This is a genomic window from Paraburkholderia sp. 35.1 (genome assembly GCF_050436525.1).
Lineage (GTDB): Bacteria > Pseudomonadota > Gammaproteobacteria > Burkholderiales > Burkholderiaceae > Paraburkholderia > Paraburkholderia tuberum.
On the sequence record NZ_JBNDMJ010000003.1, the window covers coordinates 2,194,194 to 2,210,270 of the forward strand.

A 16,077-nucleotide genomic window follows, 5' to 3' on the forward strand; every position below is an offset into this window, starting at 1 on the left:
GGATGGCTACCGCCGCGCGTTGCCCGCTGCGAACCCTTGTGGGATTCATCAAGCCACGCGCACATTTGGCTCGTCCGCCTGCGCATCGGGCGCTCCGGCGAACCGCTCCGGATAACGCACGCAAAAGCGCACGCTCCGGTCGTACGGGAAAAAATCGGGCAGATCGCCCTTCAACAGAAAATCTTTGTATCGCTGCCACAGCTCGGGCTCGAAGAAATCCGCGTGATGCCGCATGAACGAGCGCCGCACGCGTGGATCGCCGAGCAGGAACGTGCCGTACGTCTCCGGGAAAATATCGTGCGGGCCTACCGCGTACCATGGCTCGTCCGACATTTCGTCTTCCTCGTTGTGCGGCGCCGGCACCGCACGCACGTTGCAGTCGGTCAGGTATTCGATCTCGTCGTAGTCGTAGAACACGACGCGGCCGTGTCGCGTGACACCGAAGTTCTTGTACAGCAAGTCGCCGGGGAAGATGTTCGCCTGGATCAGCTCCTTCACCGCGTCGCCGTATTCCTTGATGCCGCGCTCGACGTCGTCGTCGTTACCGTTCTGCAGGAACAGATTGAGCGGCACCATGCGTCGCTCTAGGTACAGATGGCGAATCACGAGGTTGTCGCCGTCGTACTCGATCAGCGACGGCACTTCCTTTTCGAGTTCGCGCAACAGCGTTTCGTCGAGCCGCGCGAGCGGCAGCGCGACGCTCGAATATTCGAGCGTGTCGGCCATCCGGCCGAGCCGGTCATGACGTTTGACGAGCAGATACTTCTGCTGGATCTGCGCGCGCGTGGTTTCCTTCGGCGGCGGAAAGTTGTCCTTGATCAGCTTGAACACGTAGGGGAACGACGGCAACGTGAACACCAGCATCACGAGCCCCTTGATGCCGGGCGCGACGATGAAGCGGTCGCTCGAATGCTTCAGGTGATGCAGCAGATCGCGATAGAACAGATTCTTGCCCTGCTTCTGCAGACCCACCGATGTATAGATTTCCGCCTTCGGCTTGCCCGGCATGATCGTGCGCAGAAACTCGACATACGCGGACGGCACTTCCATGTCGACCAGAAAATACGAGTGCGAGAAGCTGAAGATGATCAGCAACTGCTCGCGCTTGAGCAGCACGGTGTCGAGCGCGAGCACGCCCGGTTTCACGTGACGCAGCGGCACCGCGAACGGCAGCAGCGCCTCGCCGTTGATGATGCGCCCGACGATATATGCAGCCTTGTCGCGATAAAACAGCGACGACAATACGTGAATCTGGAAGTTCGGCGCTTCGTCGAACATGCCGAACGCTTCGCGAATCGACTGCATCACGCAGGCGACGTCGCGCGTCAGATCCTCGAACGGCGGATCGAGCTGGAAGTTCGTGACGACCCGTTCGAGCGTTGCGGCAAGTCCATCAGTACCGGGGTAATACGCGCGGTAGGTCGGCTTCGCGGCCGGTTCGTCGTTCTCGATGTATTCGGTCGAGATCGCCGGGCGCACGAAAATGAAATCGTTGTTGAAGTACGAACGGTGCAGGATCTTGCAGGAAACCGAATTAAAGAAGGTTTCCGCGCATTCCGGCTGACGGTGCGTGGTCAGGAGGCCGATGTAGTGCAGCTTGATCTGCTGCCACACTTCGCTGTCGATGTTCTCCGCGTCGTACTCGTCTTCGAGCAACTGCACGCATTCCTGCACGCGATCGTCGTACGACGTGATGCGGTCGCGCGCGAGCTTTTGCAGGCCGTGCCAGTCGCCGGCTTCGAACAGCGTCTTCGCGTGGATCGCCGCGTCGCGAAAGATCCGGTAGTGACGGTCGAACCCATCGAGCATCGTCTGCGCGACGTCGAAACCGATTTGCGACGATAACAGCTTGGGGAAGTGATTCATCACGCGCGCTCCGCAAACGCCGGTCAGAGTCAGGCCGCTTCAGGCAGGCTTCGCGTCGTGCCTGGCGCCATCGAGCAGCGCGCGCGCCTGCGCTTCATACTGCGCGAGATCTTCGAGCGTCGCGTCGAGATCTTCTCGCTGACGTTCGAGCACTTCGCGATGACGCGCGACCGTCGCGAGGAACGCGTGCAACTGCGGTACGGTATCGGTCGGTGATTCGTAGACGTCGAGCAGGTCACGGATCTCCGACAGCGTGAAGCCGAGCCGCTTGCCGCGCAAGGTGAGCTTCAGACGCGTGCGGTCGTGGCCCGAATAGACGCGCCGCAAGCCGCTCGAACCCTCGCGGCTCGGTGAGAGTAAACCCTGGTCTTCGTAGAAACGGATCGCGCGTGGCGTGACGTCGAATTCGCGCGCGAGCTCGGTGATCGTGTATTGCGTATTCATCGGGACATCTCGTGGCCGCTTGGTCGGCACAAAACCGGATTGGACGATAGAATCGACGTTTACGTTATCGTCAACCTGAGCGGAAAGCAACCACAACCCGGCCGACCGGCATCGCACACCTCGCCATGCCGGAGGGTCGTCGGAGGAAGACAGTCCCCATGAATGCACTCGAACACCAGCTCGAATACCCCTTCAACGACACGATGCCCGACGCGGGCCGCACGATGGAAGTCGCGCCCGGCGTGCTTTGGCTGCGCATGCCGCTGCCATTCGCGCTCGACCATATCAACCTGTGGCTGCTGCGCGATGAGGTCGATGGCCAGCAAGGCTGGACCGTGGTCGATTGCGGCATCACGTCGGACACGATCAAGGCGAATTGGGAGAGCGTGTTCGAATCGGTGCTCGACGGCCTGCCGGTGCTGCGCGTGATCGTCACGCATTGCCATCCGGATCACATCGGCCTCGCGCATTGGGTGTGCGGCGGTGGCGATAAAAAGCGTTGGGACGCGCGGCTGTGGATGACACTCGGTGAATACATGCAGGCGCGCGTGATGGCGACCGGCGGTGGCTCGAACGCGGGTGGCGAGGCCGCGGCGCGGCACTTCGCGCGGCACGGTCTGACCGACGCCGAATCGCTCGAAAAACTGCGCAATCGCAATAGCTACTACGCGAGCCTCGTGCCGGCGATTCCGGGGCAATACCGTCGTTTGCGCGAAGCCGAGGACGTGAGGATTGGCGGTAGGACGTGGCGCGTGGTGACGGGCTTCGGCCATTCGCCGGAACACTGTGCGCTGCACTGCGCGCAAACCGGCACGCTGATTTCCGGCGACATGGTGCTGCCGCGCATTTCGACCAACGTGTCGGTGTTCGATATCGAGCCTGAGGGTTCGCCGCTCGAACTGTATCTGGAGTCGCTCGGCCGCTACGAGACGATGCCTGAAGCTACGCTCGTGCTGCCGTCGCATGGCAAGCCGTTTCGCGGCGTGCGCACGCGCATTGAGCAACTGCGCGAGCATCACGACGCGCGGCTCGCCGAAGTGCACGAAGCATGTGCGGAAAAGCCGCGCAGCGCCGCCGATATCGTGCCGTTGATGTTCAAGCGCCAGCTCGATATCCATCAGATGACATTCGCGATGGGTGAGGCGCTCGCGCATTTGCATCTGCTGTGGCGGGCGGGGGATTTGAAGCGGACGCAGGATGCGGATGGGGTGATTCGGTTTGCGGCGGTGTGATCTCGGCCGTTGGCTGCTGGCATAGAAGCGAGGACGAATAGGTCCGCGCTACGCGGAGGGCACTGAGCGGCGCAGCGATGCCAGGCGTCCTTTCGTGCGAACTACTTCAACGGCAAGTCAGAGGCAGCGTCGCGTAGTTGTTGGGCTCGCCGGTTGTTGAGTTCGGAAACGCAAGCCAAACGGCCCAATTCGTGCGAATTGCCAGCCCCACCACCACTTAGCGAAGCTGCGAATTCGCATTGAGCCTTGCGGTACTCCGCGAATTTCCTGTTTGATGCGACGAGTTTTGCCCTGGCCTGGTTGACGTACTTGTTGTCTTCATCCCATTTGGAGAGGGTGCCAGCCATCTTCTCCTCGGCTCGTTTGAGGGCCTTCAGACTGGCCTCTGCTTTCTCTGCCAGACAGTCCCGCATTCCCGCTTGCGAGAACGCGCTGCATTCCTCGCGCAGAGCCCGTTCGCTTGCAACGGGAGCAGTTGAGGCCGCAAGGACCATTGTTGGCAGGTAGGCGGTCAAACCGAAACAGATCAGCTTCATTGTGCGCATAGGGCTACCTTTCCTTTGCGCACCATTGACAAAGCGTAATCAAGCTTCCTGGCGTAGTTGGGGTCGCCCCCTCCGTTGTAACGCTCCGCTATCACTGGCGCGGACATGGGACGCCAGCTTGTAACAGCGTTTTGAACTGAAGCTTTCCGGTACTTCAACACTTGTCCGGGGCACAGAACAGTGGCGGTGGGATTCAGCTTTTTTAACGTGTCGATCGTGGTGCCCTGAGCCCTCGCCATCTTGTCGAGGCTATCTCCTGGCCTCACGGCGATTTCGTAAACCTCAGGATCAGCACCAAGTACGCTTCTGTACTTAAAATGTGCCATGCGCATTAGCAAATAACCAATACCAGCACGAATGTTATACGCCGGTATCGTTCTGACAGAGGCCATTGTCAGCCGTCCTATCCAGGCTGACGGCACAATCAAATCACCGCCTTCTTTGCGTGAAAGCAGCGATGCTAATCCAGGATCGCCTGCAACCCCGATTTGCATCGGCTTGGCGTTCCACTGAGGATCGTGGGCACCTGTTTCGACCCACAACATCGCCTTGATAAGCTGCCAGTCCAAGGGAATGTACCCGGAATTGCCGCGAAGAGGGCGGTTGTACTCATGGACTGCCATCTGGATCTCGCAGTCCCAGGAATTCCATTTGGCATCGCTTACAGCCTTGCTAACGCCATCCTGCCACCGTTCAAATCCTGTCCTCGTTGGAGCTTGCATTGCCATAACCATTCCTTCTGCCAAAGTGTGGGCGGCTACTTTGCAAGCAATTATCAGCTTCTTGCCTGAGGAAAATTGCATTAGGCATCGGTCTGGCGGGCGAAGGCCCGAGATCACGTCGAAAAAAGGTTACGCAGTGTCAGATGCAACCAGCCAATTCGCGCGTTGAATAAAAAAAGCCCGGTTCAAAAACCGGGCTTTCTTGCAGGGCCGCCTGCGCTAACCGCAGCGCAAAATCACTGCACCACCACCGTCCCAAAATTCTGCCGACCAAACGGACTCACGTGATACCCGCTCACGTTCGTGCGCGTGATCGCGGCAGCGGTCGGATAGCCGAGCGGAATCCACAGCGCTTCGTCGTGGATGATCTGCTGCGCGGCTTCATACGCTTTCGTGCGCTTGGCGATATCGGACGTCGCTCTGCCCTCGGCGATCAGCTTGTCGAGGTCCTGATCGCAGAAGCGCGCGAAGTTGATGCCCGACTTCACCGCGTTGCAACTGAAGAGCGGCGACAGATAATTGTCCGGATCGCCGTTGTCGCCGGCCCATCCCATGAACAGCGTGTCATGCTGACCCTGCTTCGCCTCCTTGATCAGCTCGCCCCATTCGATCACCTTGACTTCCGCCTTCACGCCGATCTTCGCGAAGTCGGCCTGCAGGAGTTCGGCACCGGCCTTCGGATTGGGATTGAGCACGCTGCCATTCGGACGCACCCAGATCGTCGTTTCAAAACCGTTCGGATAGCCCGCGTCGGCGAGCAGCTTCTTCGCCTTCGCCGGGTCGTACGGCCAGCCCTTGATCGAGTGGTTGTAGCTCCACGTATTCGGCGGAAACGGGTTGACGGCCGGCGTCGCGGTGTTGTCGAACACGGTCTTCAGATATGTCGTGCGGTCGAACGCCATGTTCAGCGCGGCGCGCACCTTCTGGTTTTCAAGTGGCTTCTGCTGCGTGTTCAGCGCGACGAAGGCTGTCATGAACGCGGGCGTCTGCACGATCGCGAGCGACTTGTCGTTCTTCGCGTCGGCGAGATCCTGCGGCTTCGGCGACAGCGCGATCTGGCATTCGCCAGCCTTCACCTTCTGCGCGCGCACGGTCGCGTCCGGCGTGATCGCGTAGATCAGGCGCTCGATCTTCGGCTTCGGTCCCCAGTAGGTCGGGTTCGCGTCATAACGGATCACCGCGTCTTTCGTATAGCTTTTCAGCACGAACGGGCCGGTGCCGATCGGCTTCGCATTCAGATCGACCTGCTGGCCGGCCTTCAGCAACTGATCCGCGTACTCGGCCGAATAGATCGACGCGAAGCCCATCGTCAGGATCGACAGGAACGTCGCGTTCGGCTCGTTCAGCTCGAACTTGACCGTGTTGTCGTCGACCTTGGTAATCGACTTGATCAGCTTCGGCAGCCCCATCGATTGCGCATGCGGGAAGCCGCTCGCGCCCGCCACCTTGTGCCACGGATTGCTGTCGTTGAGCATGCGGTCGAACGTGAAGATCACGTCGTCGGCATTGAGCGCGCGGGTGGGCTTGAAGTAGTCGGTGGTTTGGAACTGCACGTTGGGGCGCAGGTGAAACGTGTACGTCAGGCCGTCGGGGCTCACTTCCCACTTGTCGGCGAGCGCGGGCACGACCTTCTTCGCGGCTTCGTCGAACGACACCAGCGAGTTGAAGATCACGTCGGCCGATGCATTCGTCGTGACGAGCGAATTGAACTGCACGACGTCGAAGCCGTCGGGGCTCGATTCGGTACAGACGGTCAACGGTTTGGCGAGCACGAGCGCGGGCGCAGTGAGCAGGATGGCGGCTGCGAGCAGTTTGAAGCGCATAGGATCTCCGGTAACGAGCGCAGTCAGGCAGTGCGTCTGGTTGTGTTTATGGCGGCGATGCGTGAGCGGGCAGGTCAGCGGTCCCGGCGCGCGCGTCGCCACGATTGTGATACGTTCCCGGCGCCGTCGTACAGGTCGGGCGATCCCGGCCTGAGGCCTGGGCGCCAGGCCTTCGAGGCCTGGCCGGCGGCGCGCCTTCGCGAAAGCTTATCGAAGGGCCATTTTGGCGACAACAATTTAATCGACATATCCATATGGGGGCGGCGCGGCCATGCTGCCGCCTCAGGCTGCGGCGGCCTGACGCAGCAGGTAGCCGATGCCACTTATTGCGCGCACGCCGTACCACGACGTCATTTCCCCATCGATCAGATCGATGCGCTTGCCGGTGAGACGCGGATCGCGCGCGAGCGCATCGCGATGCGCGGCCGTGAAGCGGTACGGCTCGCTCGACAGCAGCACGCGCTCGACCTGCGCGAGCCACGGCGCGTCGTCGAAGTCGAGCGTGGGGTAACGCGCGGCGCCCGCGCTGCCGCCGCGCACGTCGGGCAGCGTATGCCAGTTCACGAGGCGCAGCATCGCGGCGATATAGGTGTCGTGTGCGACGCTCATCCACGGTTCGCGCCAGATCAGGTACAGCACGCTCTGGGCGGCGAAGGCGTGAGCGCCGGCTTCGCGCAGACGCGCTTCGAGCGAGTCGCTCAAGCGCCGCGCTTCTTCTTCACGCCCGAAGATCGCGCCGAGCAGCGCGAACAGCGCGAGGTTGTCGTGCGGCGTCTGCGGATGGGTGACGACGATGTGCGGCACGAACGCGCGCAGTTGCTCGACGGTGTCGCGTTCGTTCTCGTCGACATTGACGATCAGATGGGTGGGGCGCAGCGCGCGGATCGCGTCCAGTTTGACGGCCTTCGTGCCGCCGACCTTCGGCACCGCCCGGACCTTGTCGCGCGGATGCACGCAAAAGCCGGTGCGCCCGACGATCTGCCGTTCGAGGCCGAGCGCGAACAGCGTTTCGGTGAGGCTCGGCACCAGCGACACGATGCGTGCGTCGGTGCCCGCGGATTCGTGCGCGACGCCGGCTGCATCGACCGCACGGGACTGCATGGCTTACTCGGTGGCGGCGCGCGGCTTGCGCGGCGCGCGTTCGAACACGCGGTCGTAGAGCCAGCGCGGCAGCACATGCAGCAGCATCGCGGCCACGCGCATCTGCCACGGAAACACCCCGAACGACGTCTGCCGTTCGACCGCTCGCGCGACCTTCGCCGCGAAACGGTCGGGGTCCATCAGGAACGGCATGTTGTACGGATTGTGCTCGGTCATCGGCGTGCGGATATAGCCGGGCGCGATCGTGACGACCCCGACGCCGAACGGCCGCATCTCGACGCGCAACGCCTCGAGATACTTCAGGGCCGCCGATTTCGATGCGCTGTACGCGCCCGAACCGGGCAAGCCGCGCACGCCCGCGACGCTCGCAATGCCGACCAGCGTGCCGCGCTTCGATGCGGCCATCGCGGCGGCAAATGGCTCGAACGTCGCGACCATGCCGAAGTAATTGATGTCCATCACCTCGCGGAACGTGCGCAGATCGCCGTGACCCGTCAGCGCGCCGCGGCTGATGCCGGCGTTGGCGATCACGACGTCCGGCAGGCCGTGCGCGGCGATGAAGCGCGCGGCCGCATCGGCGAGCGCTTCCGCGTCGCGCACGTCGACTGCATAGATCGAGACGGTGTTCTGGGGATGGGACCGCTGGAACGCGGCGAGCGCGTCGCCGCGGCGGGCGACGAGGCCGAGAATCGCGCCGCGCCGTGCGTATTCGCCGGCGAGCGCGAGGCCGATGCCGCTCGAAGCGCCGGTAATGAAAACCTTCAGCGGAGAGCTCATACCGGCGCCTCGTGATTACATCTTCTTGGCGCGGACTTGCGAGACGAGGTAGTCGAGCACCTGGATCGTGCCCGGCAGGGTGCCGGTCGCGGCCGGGCCGGTTTCATACTTGCCCTGCACCGCGAGCGTCGGCACGCCGTCGATCTTGTAGTCGTCGAGCAGCTTCTTGTCCTTCTGCAGCGCGCTTTGCGTCGAGAACGAGTTGTACGCTTCCATGTACTTCTTCGGATCGACGCCGAGCGTCGCGAGGTATTTGCTCTGGTCTTCCGGCGTCAGCAGATAGTTCTTGTTGACATGGATTTCGTTGAACACCTTCGGCGTCAGTTCGTTCGCGACGCCGAGCGCGTCGAGCGCGTGGTACATCTTCGAGTGCGGGATGAAGTCGTCGCGGAAGGCGACCGGCACGCGGCGGAACACGACGTCCGGGCCCTGCTTCTTGACCCAGGCTTCGAGGAACGGGTCGAATTCATTGCAATGCGGGCAGCCGTACCAGAAGAATTCGATGACTTCGATCTTGCCGGCCGGCACGTCGGTCGGTTGCGGCGAGGCCAGCACGGTGTAGTCCTTGCCGGCAACCGGCGCGGTCGGCGACGCATGCGCGCTGGCCGCGATCAGGCCTAGCGAGAGAAACAGGATGCTCAGCAGCTTTTTCATGTTGTGTAGACCCAGATAAGGCGGTAGCGCGGCGACGCCATGCGAAGGGCCCGTCGCCGCTGGTCGGATTCGGTGCGGCCGCCCGCCACAATACAGGTCGAAGCGGCCATCGTGCTTGTGACTCGCGCGCCGCGCCGATAGTTCGATGCGCCGTGCGAGCCGGCATTACCGTTTATTTATTGTTTGGTGAAGCGGATCACCGCGGTATCGACACCCGCGTCCGACAGACGCTGACGACTCGAATTCATGTCCTCGAACTTCGAGAACGGCCCGATGCGCACGCGGTAGTACGTGACGCCGCCGGCATCGCGCTGCGTGACCTTCGATTCGAAGCCCTGGAACCCGAGGCGCGCGCGCTGCTGTTCGGCATCGGCGGCGGTCTTGTACGCGCCGACCTGCAGGAAATAGCCGGTGTTCGCCTCGCCCGGCGCCGGAGCGGCGGCCGGGCCCGGCTTGGCGTTGGCGAGCGTGGTCGCGCTCTTAGGCGCGGAGCCTGCCGCCGTGGCGGCCGGCGCGCTCGAGGTCTGCGGCTTCTTCGCCGGCGCCGGCGCGACGATGCCGCCGGTGCCGCCGGTGCCGCCGGTGCCGCCGGTGCCGTTCTCTTGCGCGGGATTCGGCGCGACCGCAGTGCCGTTGTTATTCGCGTTGCCGCCCGACGGCGGCACTTCGACGATCTGCGGTTCTTCGAGCATGCCCGACTGGGTCTGGGCGTTGGTCTGGCCCGGCGCGGTGTTCGGCGGAGCCGGTTGCGCGGCCTGCGGCACCGGCTGGCCCGGCGTCTTGCCTTGCAGCGGACGGTTCGGATCGTATTGCGGCTGGCTCGCACCGTTGTCGGTCGCCGCTGGCGGCGCGACCTTCGACACGAACGGCGTAGGTGCACGGGTGATATACAGCGCCACCACTACCGCGATCGCCAGGCCGACGATCAGGCCCAGCACGATGCCGAGAAAAGTGCCCCCGGTTTGCTTCGATTGCTTTGTTGTGCGGCGTGGTTTTGCCATCGTACGAATCACCTGCAAAAAGAATCCAGGAACGGCCGCCGATTATAACGACGGCCGCGCGCATATTACGCTGGAGGAGTTACATCTTGACGGGAGCGGAGACGCCGATCGTCGCGAGACCGTTGGCCAGCACCTGGCGCGTGGCCGCGAGCAGCGCGACGCGAGCGTTGCGTTCGGCCGCATCGTCGACCAGCACGCGCTCGGCACGGTCATTGTAGAACGAGTGAAATTCGCCGGCGAGTTCGCGCAAGTAGAAGGCGACCGCGTGCGGCGCGAGTTCGTCGGCGGCGTGCTGCAGCATGTCCGGGAATTCGGCGAGCTTGTTGAGCAGCGCCATCGAGCGCTCGCTCGTGAGCGGCGCGAAATCCACGCTTGCGAGCGCGTTCTCGTCGAGGCCGTAGCGCGCGTTGCACTCGGCGATCACCGAGCAGATGCGCGCGTGCGCATACTGCACGTAGTGCACTGGATTCTCGTCGTTCTGCTTCAGCGCGAGGTCGATGTCGAACACGAACTCGGTGTCCGCCTTGCGCGAGATCAGGAAAAAGCGCACCGCGTCGCGGCCGCGGCGGATGGTTTCCTCGTCGATCAGATCGACGGCCGCTTCCGAGCCCGGCGTCGCGCCGCCCGACCATTCGATCAGGTCGCGCACCGTCACGTAGCTGCCCGCGCGCTTCGAGATCTTCACCTCTTCACCGTTGCGCATGACCGTGACCATCTTGTGCAGGATGTAGTCGGGGTAGCCCTTCGGAATGCCGATGCCGAGACCCTGCAGACCTGCGCGCACGCGCGCGATCGTGCCGTGGTGATCCGAGCCCTGCACGTTGATGACCTTGGTGAAGCCGCGCTCCCACTTCGCGACGTGATAGGCGACGTCCGGCACGAAGTACGTGTAGGTGCCGTCGGTCTTGCGCATCACGCGGTCTTTGTCGTCGCCGTCGTCGGTGGTGCGCAGCCACAGCGCACCTTCCTGCTCGTAGGTCTTGCCCGCGGCGATCAGCGCGTCGACCGTTTTCTCGACGCGGCCTTCCGTGTACAGCGACGATTCCAGGTAGTACTGGTCGAACTTCACGCCGAACGCCTGCAGGTCCATGTCCTGCTCGCGACGCAGATACGTGACCGCGAAGCGGCGGATCGCCTCGAGGTCCTCGACGTCGCGCGCGCCGGTGACGGGCTCGCCGTCGCTCGCCTCGACCGTGATGCCGTTCAGATAGTCTTTCGCGATGTCGGCGATGTACTCGCCGTTATAGGCCGACGCGGGCCAGCCTTCGTCGCCGGGGGCGAGGCCGCGTGCGCGTGCCTGGGTCGACAGGGCGAGCGTGTGGATCTGCACGCCGGCGTCGTTGTAGTAGAACTCGCGGTGTACGTCCCAGCCCTGCGACGCGAGCACGTTCGCGAGCGCGTCGCCGAGCGCGGCCTGGCGGCCGTGGCCGACGTGCAGCGGGCCGGTGGGGTTGGCCGACACGAACTCGATCAGCACGTGCTTGCCGGCGTCGCGCCGTGAGCGGCCGTACGCGTCCTTCTCGGCGAACACGGCGGCGATCACGCCTTGCTTGGCGGCGGCCGTGAGCCGCAGGTTGATGAAGCCGGGGCCCGCCACTTCGGCGGTGTCGATCAGGCCTTTGGCCTGCGGATTGACGAGCAGCGCATCGACGATCTGTTGCGCGAGCTGGCGCGGATTGGCGCGCAGCGGCTTGGCGAGCTGCATCGCGACGTTGCACGCGACGTCGCCGTGCGCGGCGACTTTCGGGCGCTCCAGCGCGATGGCGGGCGAGACGAAGGCGGCTTCCGTCGCGCCTTGGGTGGCAGTCGCGACCTGCTTCACCGTCTCGGCGAGCAGTGTTTCGAGTGTGTGTTTGTGTGCGGGCAGCATGCTTGTTGCGAGTCCAGTGAGGCAATCCGGTAAGGCGGAAGAGGCGCCGGCCGAGGCCGGTGTCGCAAGCGTTGAACGCGGCAGCGCTTTGCGGCGCCGCCGGCAGAGTGTCCCCCAGGCGATGCGACGAGACGCGAGCAGCGCAACGCGGTGGACTCCGCTCGGCGGCCCGCCGGCACGCAGGCTCGCGCGGCATGCGGATCGCGGCCGATGGTTCGACGCCCCCGCTTGGCCCACGTGTGCGATGCTCGTCGAGCCTTGCCATACGTGGCGCTGGGCGGCGCGCTTTTCCGTTCAGACGGATTTTAGCAGGTGCTAATATGTTCAATGAGTTGCCCACGAGGGGCTGGGGCCGCCGCGCCTTGCCGGCGCCACGTCAGGCGCGCGCTGTTGCTGCCCTTGGGACGCTCATGCGTTAACCCGACATAACGAAAAAGGGAACAGTCATGCTGATTACTTTCAAGTGCCACGCCTGCCCGGACGTGATGATGCTGGAGAATCTGGCGCAGTATCTGGTCGGCATTGTCGGCAAACGCCTTGGGCAGCGGGGCGTCATTACTCACGACGAACTGGGCCCGGCCATCGAGAAGCTCGAAGCGGCGATCACCTCCGACAAGCAGGAGCGCGCCGAGCACGAGGGCCATTTCCACGAGGGCGAAGACGGCCGCGATCGTCACGAGATTCCGCCCGGTCTCGCGCAGCGCGCGTATCCGTTCCTCGACATGCTGCGCGCGGCGCAGAAGGAAAACGCGGATATCGTCTGGGGGCTTTGATTTCTGCTGGGTCCCGAGCGCCGCGGCCCGGTCTCGGAAGGCCTTCATAAGCGCTTTTGGGGCGCACTCAAAGAAAGGAGCCCGCTTGACGCGGGCTCTTTGTCATTCAGAGGGCTTGTCCGCCTTGCCGCTCACTGGCTCGCGGGGGCCGCCGACGCTGCCGTGCCTTTCTTCATCTTTTGCTTCTTCGCCTTTTTGACATGCGCCTCGGTGGGGGGCGAGTAGGAGCTGACCGCGCTCGATCCGCCCGGCGCGGCGGGTTGTGCGAGCGCCACGGAAGCGCCCGCGGCCAGCGAAACAGCGGTCAATAACAGTGTCAGCTTCTTCATACGATTTTTCTCCGTTGACGGTTGCAATTTCGGTGAGCCGGCGCGTTGTGCTCGCGCCTGACGGGATGAAAGCCGACTCAGTCTACAAAGCCGAAATTGCCGTGGCGCCAAATATTCTGTCTTTCGGACTCGATATAGTCGCGCACGCGCGGCTCGGGCCGCACGGCCCGGCCACGTATCGCTTCACGCTCAAAGCAACGGCGCCAACGCGCGCTCGGCGTCCGCTTTCGTGAGAGACATCCGCTGCGCGTAGTCGTCGAGCTGGTCCGCGCCGATCTTGCCGACCGAGAAATAGGTGCTGTCCGGATGCGCGAGGTAGAAGCCCGACACGCTCGCCGCCGGCAGCATCGCCAGCGATTCGGTCACGCTCATGTTGATTTCGTTCGCCTGCAGCACGTCGAACATGTCGCGCTTGACGAGATGGTCGGGGCAGGCCGGATAGCCTGGCGCCGGGCGGATGCCGCGGTATTTTTCGGCGATCAGCTCCTCGCTGGAGAGGTTTTCGCTGTTCGCGTAGCCCCACAGGTCGCGCCGCACGCGCGCGTGCAACGCTTCGGCGAATGCTTCGGCGAGCCGGTCCGCGAGCGCCTTCAGCATGATCGCGCTGTAGTCGTCGAGATCCTTCTCGAACTGCCTCTCCTTCACGTCGACGCCAAGACCCGCCGTCACCGCGAACATGCCGATGTAGTCGGCGACGCCCGAGTCCTTCGGCGCGATGAAGTCGGCCAGCGAGCGGTTCGGCCGCATCACCCCGTCGACCACCGGCCGCACGCTCTGTTGACGCAGATTGCGCCACGTCAGCGCGACTTCGGTGCGCGATTCGTTCGTGTAGATTTCGATGTCGTCGTCATTCACCGTGTTGGCTGGCAACAGCGTGATCACGCCGTTGGCCTGCAGCCAGCGGCCCTGAATCAGGCGCGCGAGCATCGACTTGCCGTCGGAGAACACGCGCCGCGCCGATTCGCCGACGATCTCGTCATTGAGAATCGCCGGATATGGGCCGGCGAGATCCCACGTCTGGAAGAACGGACCCCAGTCGATATAGTTCGCGAGCTCGTTCAGATCGAAGTTCTTGAACACGCGCCGGCCGATGAACTTCGGCTTGACCGGCTGATAGCCTGCCCAGTCGATCTTCGTCTTATTGGCGCGCGCTTGCGCGAGCGTGACCATCGGCTGTGCCTTTTTGTTCGCATGCTGATCGCGGATGCGGTTGTAGTCGGCGTTCAGTTCGTCGATGTACTTCGCGGCGCCCTCGTCGGACAGCAGGCTCGAGGCGACCGATACCGAGCGCGACGCGTCCGGGACGTAGACCACCGGCCCGTCGTAGTGCGGAGAGATCTTCACCGCCGTGTGCACACGCGAGGTCGTCGCGCCGCCGATCAGGAGCGGAATCTTCTTGACGCGGAAGTAGTCGTCGCGCTGCATTTCCGATGCGACGTAGGCCATTTCTTCGAGACTCGGCGTAATCAGGCCCGACAGCCCGATGATGTCCGCGCCCTCGACCTTCGCCTTCGCGAGGATCTCGCTGCACGGGACCATCACGCCCATGTTGACCACTTCGAAGTTGTTGCACTGGAGCACGACCGACACGATGTTCTTGCCGATGTCGTGCACGTCGCCCTTCACGGTCGCGATGACGATCTTGCCCTTGGCGCGCACGTCGCCGCCGGCCGCCGCGAGCTGGCGCTTTTCTTCCTCGATGAACGGGATCAGATGCGCGACCGCCTGCTTCATTACGCGCGCCGACTTCACGACCTGCGGCAGGAACATCTTGCCCTGGCCGAACAGGTCGCCGACGATGTTCATGCCGTCCATCAGCGGACCTTCGATCACGTTGATCGGACGGCCGCCTGCAGCGGCGATCTTCGCGCGCACTTCCTCGGTGTCTTCGACGATGAACGTGGTGATGCCGCTCACGAGCGCATGCGCGAGACGCTTCTCGACCGGCTGCTTGCGCCACTCGAGGTTCTCTTCCTTCTTCGCGGCGCCGCTTTTGAACTTGTCGGCGATTTCGAGCAGGCGGTCGGTGCCGTCTTGACGGCGATTCAGCACGACGTCTTCGACGAGCTCGCGCAGTTCGGGATCGAGTTCGGCATACACGCCGAGCTGGCCCGCGTTGACGATGCCCATGTCCATCCCCGCCTGGATCGCGTGATAGAGGAACACAGTGTGAATCGCCTCGCGCACCGGATCATTCCCGCGGAACGAGAACGACACGTTCGACACGCCGCCGCTCACCTTCGCGTACGGCAGGTTCTGCTTGATCCAGCGGGTCGCCCCGATGAAGTCGACCGCATAGTTGTTGTGTTCCTCGATGCCGGTCGCGATCGCAAAGATGTTCGGATCGAAGATGATGTCCTCGGGCGGAAAGCCGACTTCGTTGACGAGCACGTCGTACGAGCGCTTGCAAATCCCGGTCTTGCGCTGGAACGTATCGGCCTGGCCCTGTTCGTCGAACGCCATCACGACCGCAGCCGCGCCATAGCGGCGAATCAGCTTCGCATGATGAACGAACGCTTCCGTGCCTTCCTTCAGCGAGATCGAGTTGACGATCGCCTTGCCCTGCACGCACTTGAGACCCGCCTCGATCACGTCCCACTTCGACGAGTCGATCATGATCGGCACGCGCGCGATGTCCGGCTCCGACGCGATCAGATTCATGAAGCGGACCATTGCCGCTTTCGAATCGAGCATCGCCTCGTCCATGTTGATGTCGATTACCTGCGCGCCGTTCTCGACCTGGTGGCGCGCGACGGCCAATGCTTCGTCGAACTGATTGTTCAGGATCATTCGCGCGAACGCTTTCGAGCCGGTCACATTGGTGCGTTCGCCAACGTTGATGAAGAGCGTCCCGGACGTGACGTTGAACGGCTCGAGGCCGGCAAGGCGCATGGTGTGATCGGTCATGGCGTGTGTGCGAGTCGGGTGCGTGCGTTAAGG

At 63.3% G+C, this 16,077-nt stretch carries 13 protein-coding genes and 1 pseudogene; 2 read left to right on the forward strand and 12 right to left on the reverse strand.

The window, feature by feature from the left end; all coding sequences use genetic code 11:
• Window positions 1-48: 48 nt before the first annotated feature.
• Window positions 49-1,866 (reverse strand): bifunctional isocitrate dehydrogenase kinase/phosphatase, encoded by a 1,818-nt coding sequence (gene aceK / locus OKW27_RS30245; RefSeq protein WP_429335662.1) that lies wholly within the window; start codon window positions 1,864-1,866, stop codon window positions 49-51.
• 39 nt (window positions 1,867-1,905) lie between these two features.
• Window positions 1,906-2,310 (reverse strand): MerR family transcriptional regulator, encoded by a 405-nt coding sequence (locus OKW27_RS30250; protein WP_429335663.1) that lies wholly within the window; start codon window positions 2,308-2,310, stop codon window positions 1,906-1,908.
• Window positions 2,311-2,468: 158 nt separating this feature from the next.
• Here OKW27_RS30250 and OKW27_RS30255 point away from each other — a divergent pair, with 158 nt between their 5' ends.
• Window positions 2,469-3,542, forward strand: a complete 1,074-nt coding sequence (locus tag OKW27_RS30255) for an MBL fold metallo-hydrolase (protein WP_429335664.1) — start codon at window positions 2,469-2,471, stop codon at window positions 3,540-3,542.
• Window positions 3,543-3,643: 101 nt separating this feature from the next.
• On the opposite strand, the gene OKW27_RS30260 is transcribed toward OKW27_RS30255, so the two are convergent.
• The 8 genes from OKW27_RS30260 to argS all read right to left on the reverse strand — a co-directional run bounded on the left by OKW27_RS30260 (window position 3,644) and on the right by argS (window position 12,035).
• A complete protein-coding gene (locus tag OKW27_RS30260; protein ID WP_429335665.1) occupies window positions 3,644-4,087 on the reverse strand; it encodes a lysozyme inhibitor LprI family protein in 444 nt (147 codons plus the stop codon).
• Window positions 4,075-4,890: a LysM peptidoglycan-binding domain-containing protein gene (locus OKW27_RS30265; RefSeq protein WP_429335666.1), complete on the reverse strand. Its 816-nt coding sequence runs from the start codon at window positions 4,888-4,890 to the stop codon at window positions 4,075-4,077. The genes OKW27_RS30260 and OKW27_RS30265 overlap by 13 nt, the downstream gene beginning before the upstream one ends.
• 155 nt (window positions 4,891-5,045) lie before the next feature.
• Entirely contained in the window at window positions 5,046-6,632 is a 1,587-nt protein-coding gene (locus OKW27_RS30270; protein WP_429335667.1) for an ABC transporter substrate-binding protein, read from the reverse strand.
• A gap of 282 nt (window positions 6,633-6,914) precedes the next feature.
• A complete protein-coding gene (locus tag OKW27_RS30275) occupies window positions 6,915-7,733 on the reverse strand; it encodes a helical backbone metal receptor (protein ID WP_429335668.1) in 819 nt (272 codons plus the stop codon).
• A 3-nt stretch (window positions 7,734-7,736) separates the two neighbouring features.
• Window positions 7,737-8,510, reverse strand: coding sequence for an SDR family oxidoreductase (locus OKW27_RS30280; RefSeq protein ID WP_184062634.1), 774 nt, complete (start codon window positions 8,508-8,510; stop codon window positions 7,737-7,739).
• A gap of 15 nt (window positions 8,511-8,525) precedes the next feature.
• Window positions 8,526-9,164, reverse strand: coding sequence for a thiol:disulfide interchange protein DsbA/DsbL (locus OKW27_RS30285; protein WP_090802791.1), 639 nt, complete (start codon window positions 9,162-9,164; stop codon window positions 8,526-8,528).
• A gap of 176 nt (window positions 9,165-9,340) precedes the next feature.
• Window positions 9,341-10,165, reverse strand: a complete 825-nt coding sequence (locus OKW27_RS30290) for an SPOR domain-containing protein (protein ID WP_429335669.1) — start codon at window positions 10,163-10,165, stop codon at window positions 9,341-9,343.
• 79 nt (window positions 10,166-10,244) lie between these two features.
• On the reverse strand, window positions 10,245-12,035 hold the full coding sequence (gene argS, locus OKW27_RS30295; RefSeq protein WP_090802794.1) for an arginine--tRNA ligase: 1,791 nt from the start codon (window positions 12,033-12,035) through the stop codon (window positions 10,245-10,247).
• Window positions 12,036-12,481: 446 nt separating this feature from the next.
• Here argS and OKW27_RS30300 point away from each other — a divergent pair, with 446 nt between their 5' ends.
• Complete coding sequence (locus OKW27_RS30300) at window positions 12,482-12,808, forward strand: DUF1840 domain-containing protein (RefSeq protein WP_018419249.1); 327 nt, start codon at window positions 12,482-12,484, stop codon at window positions 12,806-12,808.
• 131 nt (window positions 12,809-12,939) lie between these two features.
• Here the strand turns inward: OKW27_RS30300 and OKW27_RS30305 are convergent, their stop codons facing one another.
• Window positions 12,940-13,137, reverse strand: a complete 198-nt coding sequence (locus OKW27_RS30305; RefSeq protein ID WP_429335670.1) for an acid-shock protein — start codon at window positions 13,135-13,137, stop codon at window positions 12,940-12,942.
• A 189-nt stretch (window positions 13,138-13,326) separates the two neighbouring features.
• Window positions 13,327-16,056, reverse strand: a pseudogene (gene metH / locus OKW27_RS30310) (methionine synthase); the annotation flags it as partial.
• Window positions 16,057-16,077: the final 21 nt, after the last annotated feature.

Bases quoted from the DNA above. Each gene is read 5' to 3' on its own strand.
- OKW27_RS30250 (WP_429335663.1), bottom strand. From the start codon at position 2,310: ATGAATACGCAATACACGATCACCGAGCTCGCGCGCGAATTCGACGTC.
- aceK (WP_429335662.1), bottom strand. From the start codon at position 1,866: ATGAATCACTTCCCCAAGCTGTTATCGTCGCAAATCGGTTTCGACGTC.
- OKW27_RS30275 (WP_429335668.1), bottom strand. From the start codon at position 7,733: ATGCAGTCCCGTGCGGTCGATGCAGCCGGCGTCGCGCACGAATCCGCG.
- OKW27_RS30290 (WP_429335669.1), bottom strand. From the start codon at position 10,165: ATGGCAAAACCACGCCGCACAACAAAGCAATCGAAGCAAACCGGGGGC.
- OKW27_RS30255 (WP_429335664.1), top strand. From the start codon at position 2,469: ATGAATGCACTCGAACACCAGCTCGAATACCCCTTCAACGACACGATG.
- argS (WP_090802794.1), bottom strand. From the start codon at position 12,035: ATGCTGCCCGCACACAAACACACACTCGAAACACTGCTCGCCGAGACG.
- OKW27_RS30270 (WP_429335667.1), bottom strand. From the start codon at position 6,632: ATGCGCTTCAAACTGCTCGCAGCCGCCATCCTGCTCACTGCGCCCGCG.
- OKW27_RS30285 (WP_090802791.1), bottom strand. From the start codon at position 9,164: ATGAAAAAGCTGCTGAGCATCCTGTTTCTCTCGCTAGGCCTGATCGCG.
- OKW27_RS30300 (WP_018419249.1), top strand. From the start codon at position 12,482: ATGCTGATTACTTTCAAGTGCCACGCCTGCCCGGACGTGATGATGCTG.
- OKW27_RS30280 (WP_184062634.1), bottom strand. From the start codon at position 8,510: ATGAGCTCTCCGCTGAAGGTTTTCATTACCGGCGCTTCGAGCGGCATC.
- OKW27_RS30265 (WP_429335666.1), bottom strand. From the start codon at position 4,890: ATGCAATTTTCCTCAGGCAAGAAGCTGATAATTGCTTGCAAAGTAGCC.
- OKW27_RS30305 (WP_429335670.1), bottom strand. From the start codon at position 13,137: ATGAAGAAGCTGACACTGTTATTGACCGCTGTTTCGCTGGCCGCGGGC.
- OKW27_RS30260 (WP_429335665.1), bottom strand. From the start codon at position 4,087: ATGCGCACAATGAAGCTGATCTGTTTCGGTTTGACCGCCTACCTGCCA.